This window comes from Bacillus sp. 3G2 (assembly GCF_044324725.1).
Lineage (GTDB): Bacteria > Bacillota > Bacilli > Bacillales > Bacillaceae_G > Bacillus_A > Bacillus_A mobilis.
The window spans coordinates 2,879,796-2,896,122 of record NZ_CP172246.1; the positions used below are offsets into that span (position 1 = coordinate 2,879,796).

The following is a 16,327-nucleotide window of genomic DNA, read 5'->3' on the forward strand; positions in this document are numbered from 1 at the left end:
GTTGTAGTAACAAGCGTCCATAGAATATAGTCTAAAATTCCATATCTTTATCATGTATTCTTTGGTCAAGTTTTTCTAAGTCTCCTAATGTTAACTCTTCCCTATTAACTAGCTCTATTTCTTTTTCAAAATCACCTAATTTAAAGGAAAACCGCTTTTTTTCTTTATCAATTTTGTAAAAGACGTTGAAATTTTTATTCCTGCTATACGATAGTTCCTTATACCCTTCAGTTGGAGTGGTATTGTAGTTAATATTGTTATAGAAATTAGATAATTACACGTATAAATTATCATCTAAGGTTAATTCGTTTATGTTGTTCCATGCTAGATGTTTCGTTTTATGTAGGTATGCTTCTATATCTCTTTTTCCAAGTTTCACCTCCTAGTAATCCTTATCATGTCTTCTACAACTAAAAACTGCGTCATCTTCAGTATTTTGTAACATCTTCAATAAAAGCCCTTTAGTTATTCGTTCCATTGTAATTTATCCCCTATCACTTATTATTTTGAATAATTTTGAATACTGGACTACTATATACTATCTTCCCAGTACGAACATTTAGTTGATTCTATCACTTTAGTCGGACTTATGAAATTAACATAACAAATCAAGCAAATCATAAAGGTTCTATTCACAAAATTGACCGATTTGTCATTCTATCCTTTGATCCATTCGTTTAAGCGGTCAATCACCTTATTGTCAGAAATTTTAAAAAGTCATTGTATGAAAATAAGGGGCATTTCGCTAAAGAATGCATTTAGGATGGCAAACAAATAAAAAGCACGTGTTCGATTACTAACCAAACATGTGCTTTCAAAACAACTATATTACCCATAAACAATAAAGTGAAACTTTAATCAGTGGGGGCTTTCTTCATCCCCCACTGATTATTAGCTGAACCAATCGGACTTTTATGAGCAGTTGATCCCCACCTAACTTCTTTGTTTTCTCTGAATTTTGAGGTGGGGGTCTTACTGCCCATTAAAGCGGGATAAAATGTAAGTTTAAAATAATTACGACCGAAACGCCGCATCCGCTAATATAGACAGTGTTGCATCATCCATCGGCGGATTGTGCAATCCTGCTCTGACGTTTAAATAGTAGCGATGAAGCGGATTTTTTTCTGATAAACTTTTTGCTCCTACGATGCGCATTGCTTTATCTACAATAGATATTGCCGCATTCGTTACGGCATATTTTACTGCCGCTAGTTCGGCTTGTAATGATAGTTTATCCTCTGCCTCATCGTACTTTTTCGCAATTTGATATAAAAAGACGCGAGCTTGCATAAGCTCAAGTTCTAATTCTCCAACTAATCTTCTAACATTCGGCAATAAACTAATAGAATGATTTAAACTATTTGGCTTGTATGATCCCGCAAACTGAACTGCATAATTTCTGGCTGCTTGTGCAATTCCTAAATAACATGCTGGTATATGTAGCAACCAGCCAATACCCTTTTGTTTTACTTTCCCGCCCGATACATTCGTAAAAAAGCGACTTTCTATCTCTACATTTTGTAAGACAAGGTCATGACTAGCAGTCCCTCGCATCGCAACGCTATCCCACGTTTCTTCAATAGATACACCGAGCGTATTTCTTGGAATGACAAACTCACCAACTTCTTCTCGGCCTTCAATACTTGCTGAAATAATAAAATAATCAAGTATTGGCGCCATCGTTGTAAAAGTTTTTCTTCCATTTATAACCCACTTCTCGCCTTGTTGAACCGCTATCGTTTCTGGCTTACCGCCACGCGTCGGACTTCCTGTTTTTGGCTCTGTTGCTGCACGGTTAAAGAGTGCACCGTTACGCACTTCTTCGCAAAACCATTTGAACATCTCATCATTCCAAGAGCGATTTTCCGCTAACTCTTTCACAATACCCAGATGCCAGCCAATCGATAATGCCGTAGCTCCGCAGCCTTCCGCGATTTTCTCTTGAAATAAAACGAAGTCATATAAAGAAATCGCACTACCATCAAATTCCTTCGGTAACGTTAATTTCGTATATCCGATATTTTTCAAATCACTCATATTTTCATACGGAAATGATCCTAATTCACTTAGTTGATGCTCCCTTTCCATGAACTTCGGAATCAATTTATTTATTTGTTCAATAATGAAAGATTGTTCTTCTGTTTCAACAAATGAGAGTGCCATACTATAATCTCCTTTATGTTCGATTCATCAACCGCTCACTTTTTCATTATGATTATATGAAGCTACCTCTCTATTGTTTCACTATTCCGATAAAAATACAATGTTTTTGACCAATAAGAAAAGTTCCTATTTTAAGATAGGTTCTTTTCTTATGTTAGTCTCCCTTCAATGCCTTTAATGGCAAAGAGGTTACATATCCAATGTACGAGAATAATTCTTTAAAGAAGAATGGTATTTCTGTGTCTAACGTTTTATATGCTGATGTCGGCGTTGGTGAAGCATACGCTTCAATATTAATATGTTTTGCGATTCTCATTGCGCGTTTCATATGAAGTGGATCACTTACAATCGTGTATGTGCGTATTCCGTTCTCTGTTCCAACTTCCTTCGCATTCTTTAAATTTTCTTCAGTGAATAGGGATTTTGTTTCAATTAAAATATCTTCGTCTTTTACACCTTGTTTCATTGCATATACTCTTGCAGTACGCGATTCCTCAAGCTCTGCCTCGAACTTTGTACCACCTGTAAAAATAATCTTTTTAATATCTCCGTTCTTATATAAAGAAATTGCATGATTAATTCTTTCTTTAAATACAGGAGATGGTTTTCCGTTCCATGAAGCCGCTCCTAGTACGATACCAGCATCCGTTTTCACGCCATCATTTGTTTTAAAACGATAACTCCAAATATCGTAAGCTGCATAACTTACATATAAAATAGCAGAACAAATCATTAGTAAAAATACTTGAAAGATTCGTCTTTTCTTACTCTTCTTATTTTCTTTCATTTGTAATTGCCTCCGTACATCATCCATACTTCTATAAAAAAACATTTATATCAAATCGTTTTGTTTGAGTTTATTTAAAAGAAGGAACTTTACTTGTTATTTATGTATAAAAGGGTTTTCATTTAAAATTGAGGATTATCAATTCATTTTTATTTGCGGTTTTCATTACATGTTTTAAATTCATAAGTTTATTACCATACAACTACATTGTAACGAATTTTTTCTCAGAAGGGAACGATGAAACAAAAGGAATTAAAATAAAGTAGCATTTTGTAAGAAAAAAGGTATATTTTTCATACATCACGAACAATATACCTTTCAAAACACGAATTATAACTTTTCTTTATACAATTCTAATTTTTCCAATAAACGTGCTTTCACAACTGGCCATTCACTTGCGATAATACTATACACAACTGCATCTCTCACATGACCACTTGGCAATTTTCTTTCATTTCTAAGCACACCCTCTTTTACTGCACCTAACCTTTCAATTGCTCGTTGTGCCTTTTCGTTTCTTGCATCCGTCTTAATTTGTACTCTCAGTATATGCAGTTTTTCAAAAGCATACTCGAGAAGCATATACTTACACTCTGTATTGATACTCGTACGTTGCACACTTGGATGATACCACGTTTGTCCTAACTCGACTGTTTTATCTTCTACTGAAATACTATATAGACGTGTACTTCCTACAATCGTATTCGTCTGTTGATCCACTACAACGAAGGGTATTTGAGTACCCTTTCCATAACCCTGTATCGCTTTTTGCACATATTGCTGCATATCTTGCGCAGTATCCATTTTAGAGATTAAATACGCCCAAATATCCCGATTTCCTTCTACAATCGAAAACAAAGTTTCGACATCATCACTATCTATTAACCGTAACTTTACTCTTTCATGAATCATTTCCATTTGTAAGCCCCCTTTGTTGTTACTATAACATACGCAACAATAACGTATTATAATAATAAATAAATGTAAATAAAAGAATCACTTTTCGAATATACTCTTCCCTTATAGGTTGGGAATGCTCATCGATAATCGTTACTATCACACCATTCGAAAAAGAATTTTTAGATAATTACCAATAAATACTATATAATGATAAATGGGAGGGGATAAAAATGCTAGATCAAATTACTTGGGGCACGCCAGGCAGCTTATTATGCTTAGGTTTCTTTTTTGCAGGACTAGGAATCTTCTTAAGAAGCATGACGTCATATTCAAAAAACAAATAAAAACATCACAAAAACAGAAAATAGTACATTTTCACGTTTTAGGATATTTGATTTTCTTAGCTTGATAGTGATGTGGGAATACCCCGCTTTTAAACAAAAGAAGCCTTCCTTTTACAGAAGGCTTCTTTTGTTATAACTTTATCTTTTAAAAATTTACAGCAACAAATATGCAATCGGTGTAATAATAAGTAACGTTAATATCGTTCTTTGTACATAGAGAATAATAAGTTCCGATACTTTTAGCGGAATGTCTGTTGATAAAATACAAGGAATGGAAGCTGAGAAAAACAATATAGATGATACCGAAACAACCGCAATGACAAACTTTGTCACAAGTGGTGCACTTACAACTAAAAGAGAAGGTAAAAACATTTCCGCAATACCAACAGATGCCGCTTTAGCAGCTAGTTCTGCTTCTGGTAATTGTAAAGCCCACGTAAATGGATAGAAAATATAACTGATCCAATCAAATATTGGCGTGAATTTCGCTAAGACGATACCAATTAATCCTACTGACATAATAGATGGCAAAATTCCCATCGTCATAATAAAACCGTCTTTTAAATTCACTGCGATATTTTTCATAATACTCGGTGCAGATTTCGATACTTCTAGCGCGTCTTCCCAAGCGCGTTCTAACATTTTTTCTTTATAAACAGGCTCTGGGAACCCTTCTTTCGTTACATATGTATCTGGTTTTCTACTAAGTGGTGGGATTCTTACGGTGATAGCAGTTACGATGAATGTTACAACGAGAGTAGTCCAAAAATAAACATTCCATAAATGCATAATGTCTAATGTTTTTGCGATGATGATCATAAATGTTGCGGATACTGTAGAAAAACCTGTAGCGATAATAGCTGCTTCTTTTGTCGTATACTTTCCTTCTTTATACACGCGATTTGTAATTAATAAAGCCAACGAATAACTCCCCACAAAGGACGCAACCGCATCAATTGCTGATCGTCCTGGTGTTTTCCATAACGGTCTCATAATGGGACGGCAAAACGTACCGATAAATTCAAGTAATCCGTACCCGACTAATAACGCTAAAAAGGCTGAGCCAATTGGCACGAGTAAACTTACCGATATTACGAGTTTCTCATACAAAAACGGCCCTACATCTGGTGCAAAAAACCAAGCTGGCCCTACTTTCAAACAATATAATACACCAAAAACGACGCCAACTACTTTTAAAATAGAAAAACAAATATCTACGATAGATGCATTCCATTTTTTCGTATAAAACGGATAGATTGCACCCATTATCATAACGAGTAGAGCGTAATAAGGTACGACGCTCGGAACCGAAGTCCGAATCCATGATACGATATGATCAATCATAATGGAAGAAGCACCATTTATCGTAACTGGTACGAAAAACATAAACACCCCAACTAGACTAGCGAGTATAAACCGGAGAATAACCCCCTTCTCACTCCCAGTCTTAATTACATTCCTTTTTAATTCAATTTCACTCAAAATTCGACACCTCCTATTATCTAAATATTCTGTATAATAATGTTAGATTCCTTCTTTCCATTTCTAATATTTCAGCATAGAAAAAAGCCTATTTTAAAATAGGCTTTTTCTACTACTTCTCATAATCATCCACAATCACTTGAATGACACGATACAATTCGTCTGCCACTATTTTATTACTAGTCTTATTCGCATCATATGTAATTAACGCTTTCCAAAGCGCCCATCCTCTTGCTCTATTCCATGTTTCTTCATCTATGCGCAATACTTCTTTAAATACGTTTCTGCTATTCTTATCAAAAAATGTCCATGCCATCGCTGCATCACAAGCCGGATCGCCTACTCCTAAAATACCAAAATCAATTACGGCACAAAGCTTTCCGTCCTTAACGAGTAAGTTTCCTGGTGCAACATCTCCATGAACCCAAACTGGTTTACGCTCCCACGTTGACTGAAGGGCTAAATCCCAAAGATGCTTTAATACAGTTTCATCAAAAACGTCCTTATTATTTTCGATCGCACCTCTCGCCTCTTCATCATATATAGATATAAGCCCGCCTCGGTAAAAATTATGTGCTCCAGCTATTGGGCCGTTACTCGCATCAATAGCTTGCAATTCCACTAAAAATGAACCTAAGTCCGCCGCAAATTCATTTAGGTCACGGACATTTTGTTTCGTAACAGTATCTCCTTCTATCCACTTATTAATAGACCAAGGCAATGGATACTCTTCAGTTGGATTTCCTTTCGCAACTGGTGCAGAAATCGGTAAAGAAAGCTCTTTACTTAATATAGGTAGCCACTTATTTTCTTTCTCTACTTGCGGTGCATATGCCGCGTCACTTGGCAATCTTACACTCATTTCATCACCCAGATGGAACGTTCTATTATCATGCCCACTAAACTTTACAGGCTTCACTTCTAAATGTGCCCATTCAGGAAACTGTTCCCCTATCAACCTTTTAGCTAAATCTGTATGTATTTGAGTCATTTACTTTCTCCTTTTCTTTTGAAACTTACTAAGGCCATCTGTACTCCCAACATATTCAAAACCATTTTTCTTATAAAAATCATTCAACGTACGATTATGCCCAACACAATCTAGTTTCAAAAACTCTTTGTCATTTTGTACATTCGCTTCTACCCACCGTAAAATCCATTCTCCAATGCCATTCCCCTTATACTTCCGTTTCACCGCAAATCTATGAATGTATAAAGAATCTGAAACTTCCTCCTTACCAAAAATACGCTCATCCCATTCATTTTGTTTAGGAGATACTGTAACTGTACCGACAATTGCATCTTCTTTCATCACCACATATGTATATTTCTCTCTTATACCTTCTAGTATTTCCGCCGTAGCTTCTCCGCCTAACAAATACTGCCACTGATCCACTTCTTTATGTTGTAGCCACTCTGCTACTTCTTTTAATAGAGTAATAATGCTATCGCTTTCCTCTTCAGTAGCAGTTCGAATTGTATATTCTTTAACTGTATTTCTCTCCATATTGCTGTTCCCCTTTCAAATTACTACCATACTGATAATCGTGTTCTACCGTCATTTTCGTCTGTCACATATTCAACGTAAAAACCTTGATTCCGTGCGTTTTCATACATCAATTCAATCGCTTTTTGATCTTTAGCGTAAATTGTGACGTATGTACAATCCGCAACTAGTAAAACTAATTCACACTTACTTTCTTTAAACTCTTCATATGTTTCAATCTCTTCTAGTACTTCTCCTATTGGGTATGCTTTTAAATCTGCAAAAATGAGATAATATATATTGTCTTTTATTAATTTTTTCAATTCTAATCCACTCATTACCTTGTTATCTTCTGAAAATAATTCCGGTCCTAGCCCATCAGATAATACGAAATAAGATTCCTCATTTTCCACTCGCCAATCAAATAACGTAATATCGATTGGCTTTAGCACTTTCCAAAGTAGATTATCATATTCATTTGGAATATCTACAATAACCCCTCGTTTCATTTGTTTGTACCTCCCTTATAAGCCATAAATACTCTTATTTCTTTCCCGAATACAAAATAGATGATTATTATCTAATCAAGCATATTATTCATTAAAAAACAAGAAAAAGCACCTCAGTTGTGACATATAAACCAAGGTACTTCCCTTTCTATTTTCCAATTCATTCACTTCGTCTTCACAAAATAATATAAAAACCACACCGCATGATTTTGTTCATCTGCAGCTATTCTGCGCAATAACTCTTTTAGTTGCGCATCCGATGTTTCATCTGAAATTTCCAAGTAAAAATCTACTGTCTTCTGTTCATCTTGTATAGCGAATTCTAATCCTTGTAAGTACGTATTTGGACATTCTTCCGTAATTTGTGGTTTCGGCTGCTGACCAGTTAAATTTGTATAGATTTGTACAAACTGATGGAAATGTTTTATTTCATCGTTACGAATTTCAAGAATTTGATTTCGTTCCGCCGCATTTGGAGCCATGTTAGCTAATTTCGCATAGCAACTTATTGCACTAAACTCTCCATTAATTGCTTTCTCAATATCACGAATCAACTTATCATTTTGCCTATACCAATCATAATAATTCGAATTATCCATCGTATCCCCTCCATTATTTCACATAACATTTTATGCAATTTGAAATAGCAGGAGCATGTATAAAATAAGGAACCGCAAATCCGAATTCTTCTATTCCCTTTAACCTATAAGTTAATAAAAAGATAAAAACGCTTCACTCCTAGTGAAACGTTTTTATCTTTTATGCATTTACTTCCGTTTTATGTTCCTTTACTACACTACGTTTGAATGCAGTCGCTAAAATAATCATCATACTTACTACGCCAATCCACACGAGCACTGTTACAGGTGTACTCCAGCTTAACCCTTTCCCGAAGAAGAAGATTTCTCTAAGTCCTTCAATCATAAATTGCATTGGCAACCATGCGTACACCCAGTCTTGGTAAAATGGCGATAACATTTCAGGCGCTAATGATAATAACGGTGCACCGAAGAATAGTAAGAGGGCGAATACACCGATTCCCTTTAGTCCAACTAATGAAAGTACCGCTGATATCATTAAGAAGAAACTAAACGATGTAATGGATAGAAATAAAGCCGTATCTGTGAAGTTCGAAATATTTAGCCCTACCATACCATCCGCGATCCATGTAAGACCGAACCCAATGACAAGTGTCGCAACTGCTCCTGTTATGATCTGTTTTAGTTTTAATACGAAGTTTTCTTTTCTTGTACCTACTGGCATTTTACTTATCGCAATGAAGATAATTGCTGCGCTCGCTAAACTTGCAATCCATAACGGCTGAAATAAAGACATTGGCGAGTTACCATTCGCGCTATTTTTGCCGGTTTCATTCACATTTGTCACTTTCTTTGCAATCGGTGTTACTACATTTGAAACTTGATCTGCTGTTACTGTAGCTCCTTTTGCTTTCAATCCTTCTAATAGTTGCGCGCGAACAGTATTGTTCATATTATCAACTACACCATTTAACATTTGTCCTGCCATAGTTGATGCCGCTGTATTCATTCCTTGATTTATGAATATTTCTAGCTCTGGAGAAGATGGCTGTGGTGTTCGTAATGATGCTTGTTTTGTGCTAAAGTCTTTCGGAATAACTAATGCTGCGTAATACTCTTGATTATTTAATCCTTTTTGCACAGCTTCTTTATTTTTTACTTCTACCCACTTCACCGCAGGTTCTTCCTCTGATTTTGATGTCTTTTTCATATTATCAACAATCGTCTGCCCCATATTCATCTTCGGTTGATTCGGAATTTCTACTCCTTGATCCTCATTTACAATTGCGATTGGCAAGTTTTTCGGCTGAGGTTGAACAGTTGGAAATAATGTTAATGAAAAAATAAAAACAACAAGTAGTGCAATAGCTGGTGATACATATAACAGTTTATTTTTAAACATTTTCTTTTCTCCTCCTATCATTTGATTTATAATAACCAACAACGTGTTGTTTATTTATATTTGAATTATATGTTCGAGTTGAACCTTATACAATAATCAAAAACCGTGAATGTGTCGGTTATAAGACACATCTTTGAAATGTGTTGGCTAAAATGAAGGAGGGGCATACTTTGCGTGATAGTAATTTAGATTTACGTGTTATTCGTACAAAAACTGCCATACGAAATGCATTGGTTGAGTTAATTGAAGAAAAAGGTTTTGACGCCATTACGGTGAAAGATATTACAACGAAAGCAAACATAAATCGCGGTACTTTCTATGCGCATTATCAAGATAAATTTGATTTAATGACGAAATGCCAAGAAGAAATTATGTATGAGGTTTCTAGCATCGCCAAACAGAGATTGCCTGAAGTTATTGCTGATCTTGGTTCCAATCCTTCTCCAACAATGCCGTTTCTACTTATCACTTCTGTTCTTGAATTTTTAAATGAAAATAGTGATTTTATGAAAGCTATATTAAGCCCAAAAGGAGATTTATCTTTCCAAACAAAACTGAAAGACTTTATGTGGAAAACAATATTTGAAGATACGAATGGGGCTCTCATTAATAAGGAGAATTTACTTGTCCCAAGCCAATACTTAGCTTCTTATATGGCATCTGCTCATATTGGTGTTATTCAGCAGTGGTTAAATAATGGGCAAAAAGAAACACCTGAGGAAATTGCTCGTATTTTATCTACAATCGCAGTTCATGGACCTTTTTATGCGGCTGGTTTAAAGAAATAAGTCGGCCAGCATAAAAACATTTTTTGATCAATTTGAACAGCAACAAATTGTTAGATGAAATTCATATTTCTATGAAAAGAAGCTGTTGAAAGGTATCCCCTTCAACAGCTTCTCCATTATTAACGATATAAGCGAACTGCACCTGCAGTATTATCATCTGCTTGTCCAACTACTTCAAATTTCAGGCCAAGCTTCGGTAATTTACGTCCTGCATCTGGGATTAAATCATTCATATACGATTTAGAATCATCAAACTTCGTTACACCTGGTAATCCTTTATAATCATATGTTCCGCGTGTTGGAGATACGACTTTCCATGCTGGCGCTTGGTTAAAGGAGAACGCCGCATCTGCGATTTGGTATCGTGTACTATTTTTTACAGTTGGTTTGCCGTTTAGCGTGCCAACAATTGCTTCTGGGTGAGAGTCTACAACTCCTAAGAAACCTTCTCCTGGATGTAGACCAACCCAATTATCTGTAAAGCTAGAGTCTGCATACCATACGACAAGACCTGTATTATATGGTACACCACTGCTATACTTTAACGCTTGATCCGCACCAGCGTAGTTTCTCCACTCTAAATAGTAGTTATGTTTCTTTTTCTCAAAACCGTTCGATACAACAAAACCATTTAATTTTAATTTTGCTTCGCCTTCTGCATCATCAGAGAACACAACATTTCCATCTACAGTTAATGTGGCATTATCAAGAGTAAAACCTTTCGGTGCTATACCAACATCTGTAATGTACTCGAATGCTAGTTTTATTTTTTGACCTTTAAATTGGCTTAAGTCATATGACTTATCTACCCAGTTACCATCCGTTGTATCTAGGCCATTTTTCACATTCTTTTCGCCAATTCGATCCACTAATGTTTTCTTATCATCTTCTGTCACTGCATATACTTCAAGGAAGTCATAATCCGTTTCAATTTCATACAATGTTTTGTAATCAAACTTCACATTCGTTGCATTTTTCAAATCAAACACCGGCGTTTCTAATGTTGTATGAAGATTATCGCCTTTTGTACTATAGTAATATTTCTTACCGAATGCAGGTTGGATATTTTTCACATCTTTATCTGGTAGGTTAACGCGAATCAAACCAGGGCGATTGGATTTTGTTACACTTTGATCTAAGTACGTCGCAAAACCGATACCGCGATTTAATTTATCATAGTCAACCTCTACAATATTTGCCCAGTTTCCACCCATGTTCTTTTGAAAATACTCTTTGTTTTGCGGGGAAAAACTTGGTGGCGTTGTACCTGCAATTTTACCAGCCCAACTACCGCCGCTCATAACAGACCAAGAATTAATTGGCTCACCTGCTCCTGAGTACTTCGTATCATATTCATCTGGAAGGCCTAAATCATGACCGAACTCATGTGCGAATACACCAACTGCTCCGTCTTCAGGCTCAATTGTGTAATCGTATGCTGCCATTTTCCCGCCCCAGTTATCAACCTTTGCTTTTGTTCCTTCAATTGGATATGGTGTTCCAAGGTTCCATCGATGTGACCAAATTGCGTCATCACCTAGTCTACCGCCGCCTCCATCTTGTCCAACTCCCGCGTGAATAACCATTAAATGATCAATTAGACCATCGGGTTCATTTTTATTGCCATCGCCATTATTGTCATATTGATCGTATTGGTCAAATTCAGATAAATCGATTCCACTTTCTACAGCTGCATTTAATGCCTCTTTTACAAAATCACGTGGTCCTTTTGGTCCTTTATTATCATGACCACCATCTCCGGCATCTGCGCCATACTCCGCCGCATTACCAGGAACTGTAAGCCACTTTGTTACTGTCCCATCGACTGTATAACTACCACCAGATTGCTCTTCATAATATTGTTTAAATGTTGGGACTTTTGAACCATCAAAGAGTGTAAACGGCTCATCACCAAATAACATTTTTTGATAATGTTCTGGATTAAAATCATTTGAATACATATAACCTGGTACTTGATCAATATTGTTATGTTTAAAATCAGCAAACTCTACTAGCAATACTAAAACCTTATCTTTACGAACATCACCATTATATTGTTTTTGCTTCGCTGAAGTAGTTGGTACTTTGCCGTTTAATCCCCCTTTAACCGGCGCTTCACCGACTACTGGACCACCAGCAGGTTGATCAACTTTTTCTTGCGCATCTGCTTTGGCATCTTTAACTTTTTTCAAAAAGTCAAAAGCTTCTCTTGAGACACTATCCCCTGCTGGTTCTTTTCCAGCATTTTCGCCTTTTTTCTTCTCTACGTATTTTTCAACAGCTTTTAATGTGTCTTCTTTCGATGCAGATTCACTAATTACACCCCGTTTCTTGAGCGCATCTGCTAAACGATCCTCTTGAACTAAATTTTCATCAATTGGACTTACAGTTCCTGTATGAGACGGCGTTGCCGCATAAACAGATTGACTACTAAATCCAAATGTGCAACTAAGCACAGCTGTCGCCGCAAGCGTAGACAGCACCTTAAAAGGTTTTTTCTTCATCCCTATTCCTCCCCAATATTAAATACGTTATAACGTTTATATAATAATGAAAATTCAGATAATTTACAATACATTGTCTGAATTTGTAATATTTTTGAAAATATTCTTTCGTTCGAATTGGTATACATTCTGATTCATCAATGTTCCAGGTAGTAATTGCTAGCTACAAAAATAAAGAGATTAGTCACTAATTATAGTGATTAATCTCTTTATTATCTATGGTGCAACTACAACACTTCAATATACCCTTCTGTTCCATGTACCCGAATTCGTTGCCCATCTTTTATTAGTTTCGTAGCATTCTCTACTCCGACGACTGCTGGTAATCCATATTCACGTGCAATCACTGCTCCGTGCGTCATAAGTCCGCCAACTTCAGTGACTAACCCTTTTATAGAAACAAATAACGGTGTCCAGCCCGGATCAGTAAAAGCAGTAACTAATATATCTCCCTCTTCTAAATTCGCTTCTTCCATGTTTAAAATAACGCGAGCTCTTCCTTCTATAACTCCAGATGAAACAGGCAAACCTACAACCGCGTCAGCCGGGATATTTTCTCGTTTATATTTACCTGTAATGATTTCTCCATCAGATGTCATAATTCGCGGAGGCGTTAGTTTTTCATATAATTTGTACTCATTTTTTTGTTTATGAATAAGCTCGTAATCTAATTTATTCGTGCGAACAACTTCGTGAAGTTCTTCAAAAGTTAAATAGTATATATCATCGACTTCATGAATGACACCGCTCTGCACAAGTTGCTCAGCTTCTTTCAATAACGCCTGCTTATATATGAAATAACGATTAATCATGCCGTATTTTGGATATTCACGATAACCGATACAATTACGGATGTTGCGAATCATTCGCTTCGTTTCTTCTACTTTTTGTGTACCATCTGGTAAATGCTGCAATCGATCTACTAACTCTTCTTCTTTTTTCAAAGCTTCTTGCAGTCCTTCTTCAAATTTCCGTTTACTTGCACCATATTCAAAATCTCTTATATTATTTAAAATCATCGGGATAATGGTTGTTGGCTTCTCACTCCAGCGCGTTTTCGTAATGTCGATTTCGCCACTACATCTCATTCCGTATTTATTTAGAAAAGCATCTATTGCCTCTCGAGCTTTTTCCCCGCCTTTAAACTGAACGAATTCATCTAAAAAGCTATCATTTTCTACATGTTGTAAATACGCAATAACTTCTTCGTACGGCCGAATCACATCAGCAACTTCCATTAATGCTAAACCCATTTCCGACGTAATATTATTTTGCACCGATTGAGAAAGGGTGTCCGCTGCATTCTTTTCGCCCAGCCATTGCTCCATTTTTTCATTGATCCATGTTGAAGCATTCATACCTGCCATAATAACTGCTATACTTTGCGGATTAAACAATACTTTCTTTAATTGCTGAATATCTTCCAAAATAAAATCAAGTATGTCCACTCCTGATTTCAGTTGCATATTTTGTTTTAACTCTTCAAGTGATGCTTCACTATTCTGTATTAATTCCGTAACGATTGCTGGATCACTTTCAATTTCTGGTTGCGAACTTACTGGTGGCTTACTTTTACTAGCACTCTTTTCCGTTTCTTCATCCGGTAACAATGTAATAAAATTATCTCGCTCGACTACAGTCGTTAATGCATCTCTTATAAGCGGATCTGATTTTCCTAACGTATTTATTAGGTAATCCCTGCTAGCAGGTGAAGCCAATCTTTGTGTAGCATCCACAAATAGCCTTCCTCCCGCTTTACGCATAGGGGCATTAGTCGTTAACAGGAAAAAAGATAACCCTAGTGGTTTCATCGCATCGGTCATCATTTGTTGGTGACCAACTGATATATATACATGATTTTCCCCATCATTTTCTTCAGGGATTGGATATAACGTCGTAATGGGACGACTTTGGACAATATAAAATGTATCATGGGCTAAACACCATTCAATATCTTGCGGACAGCCAAAATAAGCTTCAATCTGCCTTCCGATACTTGCTAGTTGTAAAATTTGTTGTTCAGACAATGTTTGAAGCTTTTGCTGTGCCGGATTAATCTGTTTCGTCTCTGTTCCGCCCTCTTTTACAGCATAAATAGCTACTTTTTTAGTCGCTATCATCGCTTCAGTAATTTCGCCTTCTTTTACTTTATAATTATCGGCAGAAACCAGTCCTGATACTAACGCCTCACCAAGTCCAAAACTTGCATCAATTGATAGCACCTTTCGGTTAGAAGTAACCGGATCAGCCGTAAATAAAATGCCCGAAGCCTCAGGGAAAACCATTTTTTGAACGACAACACATATAGAAACTTGATTATGTTCAAAACCATTTTGCATGCGGTACATAACTGCTCGCTCTGTAAATAAAGAAGCCCAGCACTTTCTTACATGCTGTAAAATTGCGTTTTCTCCGATAACATTCAAATACGTATCTTGTTGACCAGCAAATGAGGCATACGGTAAATCTTCAGCCGTAGCACTAGAACGCACGGCATACGCATGTTCATTTCCAAAACGTGAGAGATAATGAGTTACCGCTTCCACTACATCAGAAGGGATTTCTACTAGCATAATAACTTCTCTAATCTTCGTACTTATTTCACCAATTTGAGCTCGCTCTTCCTTTTTCAACTTGGTTAGCTGCTGCAACAAAGTTTGAAGCTCTTCATTTTGCTCGCTAGCCTTTTCATATCCTACCGTTGTAACACAAAAACCTTCAGGTACTTGTATACCTTGAATGTTTGTTAATTTCCCTAAATTCAAACCTTTCCCACCGACGAGCGAAAGCTGCGTGTTTTCTATTTCCTGAAAATCGAGAACGAAAGAACTCATGTAACATCTCTCCTTACTTTGCATGTGTTCTTGATTGTAGCAGTAGTCAATATGAATAAACAGTCTATTTCGAACTTGATTTACATGATATAATTAAGTTAGGAAGAGATATTTCCGCCCTTTAATCCACTTCCATTACATCCCCAAACTTAAACATTCTTTGATTATGAAAAGTCCGTACAAGTAATCGTCTCATTTAACGAATTTATATCAGCTACTGTTATGTAATTTTTATATAGATAGCCATTTTTATAATATGTAAGTAAAACCTCTTCCTCACCTAAATATGAAATTAACAGCTCATTTTCAATTCTTTCTTTTGCATCTTGTGTTAAGATTGGACGCAGGATCTTTGTTTGCTCCTGTATCATGTCATTAATACATGCGAACTGCTCTGGCATACTAGCAAACGGTTAAATATACTACAGTGGTTTTCTTATCATTTGATTAGCTGTTATTGAAGTATATACGTTCGTATTTTAATGATGCTTTGTAACAACGGTTGAATGTTTCTTACACTGATAAAAAAGGCCAATTCCCTTAGCGTACAGGGAATCGGCCTTTTCTATGTGAAAAATTGCTTAGTGAA

At 36.2% G+C, this 16,327-nt stretch carries 12 protein-coding genes and 1 pseudogene; 1 reads left to right on the forward strand and 12 read right to left on the reverse strand.

Annotated elements, in window-relative coordinates; genetic code table 11:
- Positions 1-1,014: 1,014 nt before the first annotated feature.
- From ACHZK0_RS14810 to ACHZK0_RS14850, 9 genes are all read right to left on the reverse strand, one after another.
- Positions 1,015-2,163 (reverse strand): acyl-CoA dehydrogenase family protein, encoded by a 1,149-nt coding sequence (locus ACHZK0_RS14810; RefSeq protein ID WP_262742589.1) that lies wholly within the window; start codon positions 2,161-2,163, stop codon positions 1,015-1,017.
- A 154-nt stretch (positions 2,164-2,317) separates the two neighbouring features.
- Positions 2,318-2,950 carry a YdcF family protein gene (locus tag ACHZK0_RS14815; protein ID WP_097818921.1) on the reverse strand — a complete coding sequence of 211 codons (633 nt, stop codon included), beginning with the start codon at positions 2,948-2,950 and terminating at the stop codon, positions 2,318-2,320.
- A gap of 330 nt (positions 2,951-3,280) precedes the next feature.
- Positions 3,281-3,868 (reverse strand): GNAT family N-acetyltransferase, encoded by a 588-nt coding sequence (locus tag ACHZK0_RS14820; protein ID WP_395760561.1) that lies wholly within the window; start codon positions 3,866-3,868, stop codon positions 3,281-3,283.
- A gap of 479 nt (positions 3,869-4,347) precedes the next feature.
- Positions 4,348-5,676, reverse strand: a complete 1,329-nt coding sequence (locus ACHZK0_RS14825; protein ID WP_242243163.1) for a YjiH family protein — start codon at positions 5,674-5,676, stop codon at positions 4,348-4,350.
- Between the two features lie 112 nt (positions 5,677-5,788).
- The gene (locus tag ACHZK0_RS14830; RefSeq protein ID WP_395760562.1) at positions 5,789-6,667 is read right to left on the reverse strand and encodes an aminoglycoside phosphotransferase family protein; all 879 of its coding nucleotides are present in this window, start codon (positions 6,665-6,667) and stop codon (positions 5,789-5,791) included.
- Positions 6,668-7,183: a GNAT family N-acetyltransferase gene (locus ACHZK0_RS14835; RefSeq protein WP_262743149.1), complete on the reverse strand. Its 516-nt coding sequence runs from the start codon at positions 7,181-7,183 to the stop codon at positions 6,668-6,670.
- 23 nt (positions 7,184-7,206) lie between these two features.
- A complete protein-coding gene (locus ACHZK0_RS14840) occupies positions 7,207-7,671 on the reverse strand; it encodes a DUF2691 family protein (protein WP_262743148.1) in 465 nt (154 codons plus the stop codon).
- Positions 7,672-7,835: 164 nt separating this feature from the next.
- On the reverse strand, positions 7,836-8,270 hold the full coding sequence (locus ACHZK0_RS14845; protein ID WP_262743147.1) for a ferritin-like domain-containing protein: 435 nt from the start codon (positions 8,268-8,270) through the stop codon (positions 7,836-7,838).
- A gap of 160 nt (positions 8,271-8,430) precedes the next feature.
- Positions 8,431-9,651, reverse strand: a complete 1,221-nt coding sequence (locus ACHZK0_RS14850; RefSeq protein ID WP_395761722.1) for a YhgE/Pip domain-containing protein — start codon at positions 9,649-9,651, stop codon at positions 8,431-8,433.
- Between the two features lie 131 nt (positions 9,652-9,782).
- Here ACHZK0_RS14850 and ACHZK0_RS14855 point away from each other — a divergent pair, with 131 nt between their 5' ends.
- Positions 9,783-10,400, forward strand: a complete 618-nt coding sequence (locus ACHZK0_RS14855; RefSeq protein WP_262743146.1) for a TetR/AcrR family transcriptional regulator — start codon at positions 9,783-9,785, stop codon at positions 10,398-10,400.
- A gap of 119 nt (positions 10,401-10,519) precedes the next feature.
- Here ACHZK0_RS14855 and ACHZK0_RS14860 read toward each other — a convergent pair whose 3' ends face one another.
- The 3 genes and pseudogenes from ACHZK0_RS14860 to ACHZK0_RS14870 form a co-directional block, all read right to left on the reverse strand.
- The gene (locus ACHZK0_RS14860; RefSeq protein ID WP_395760563.1) at positions 10,520-12,904 is read right to left on the reverse strand and encodes an immune inhibitor A domain-containing protein; all 2,385 of its coding nucleotides are present in this window, start codon (positions 12,902-12,904) and stop codon (positions 10,520-10,522) included.
- Between the two features lie 227 nt (positions 12,905-13,131).
- Positions 13,132-15,738, reverse strand: a complete 2,607-nt coding sequence (ppsA, locus tag ACHZK0_RS14865; RefSeq protein ID WP_395760564.1) for a phosphoenolpyruvate synthase — start codon at positions 15,736-15,738, stop codon at positions 13,132-13,134.
- A 121-nt stretch (positions 15,739-15,859) separates the two neighbouring features.
- A pseudogene (locus ACHZK0_RS14870) lies at positions 15,860-16,139 on the reverse strand (YolD-like family protein).
- Positions 16,140-16,327 lie beyond the last annotated feature (188 nt).

Excerpts from the sequence above, each read along its gene's own strand:
- ACHZK0_RS14810 (WP_262742589.1), bottom strand. The coding sequence starts at position 2,163 with ATGGCACTCTCATTTGTTGAAACAGAAGAACAATCTTTCATTATTGAA.
- ACHZK0_RS14815 (WP_097818921.1), bottom strand. The coding sequence starts at position 2,950 with ATGAAAGAAAATAAGAAGAGTAAGAAAAGACGAATCTTTCAAGTATTT.
- ACHZK0_RS14820 (WP_395760561.1), bottom strand. The coding sequence starts at position 3,868 with ATGGAAATGATTCATGAAAGAGTAAAGTTACGGTTAATAGATAGTGAT.
- ACHZK0_RS14830 (WP_395760562.1), bottom strand. The coding sequence starts at position 6,667 with ATGACTCAAATACATACAGATTTAGCTAAAAGGTTGATAGGGGAACAG.
- ACHZK0_RS14835 (WP_262743149.1), bottom strand. The coding sequence starts at position 7,183 with ATGGAGAGAAATACAGTTAAAGAATATACAATTCGAACTGCTACTGAA.
- ACHZK0_RS14840 (WP_262743148.1), bottom strand. The coding sequence starts at position 7,671 with ATGAAACGAGGGGTTATTGTAGATATTCCAAATGAATATGATAATCTA.
- ACHZK0_RS14845 (WP_262743147.1), bottom strand. The coding sequence starts at position 8,270 with ATGGATAATTCGAATTATTATGATTGGTATAGGCAAAATGATAAGTTG.
- ACHZK0_RS14860 (WP_395760563.1), bottom strand. The coding sequence starts at position 12,904 with ATGAAGAAAAAACCTTTTAAGGTGCTGTCTACGCTTGCGGCGACAGCT.
- ppsA (WP_395760564.1), bottom strand. The coding sequence starts at position 15,738 with ATGAGTTCTTTCGTTCTCGATTTTCAGGAAATAGAAAACACGCAGCTT.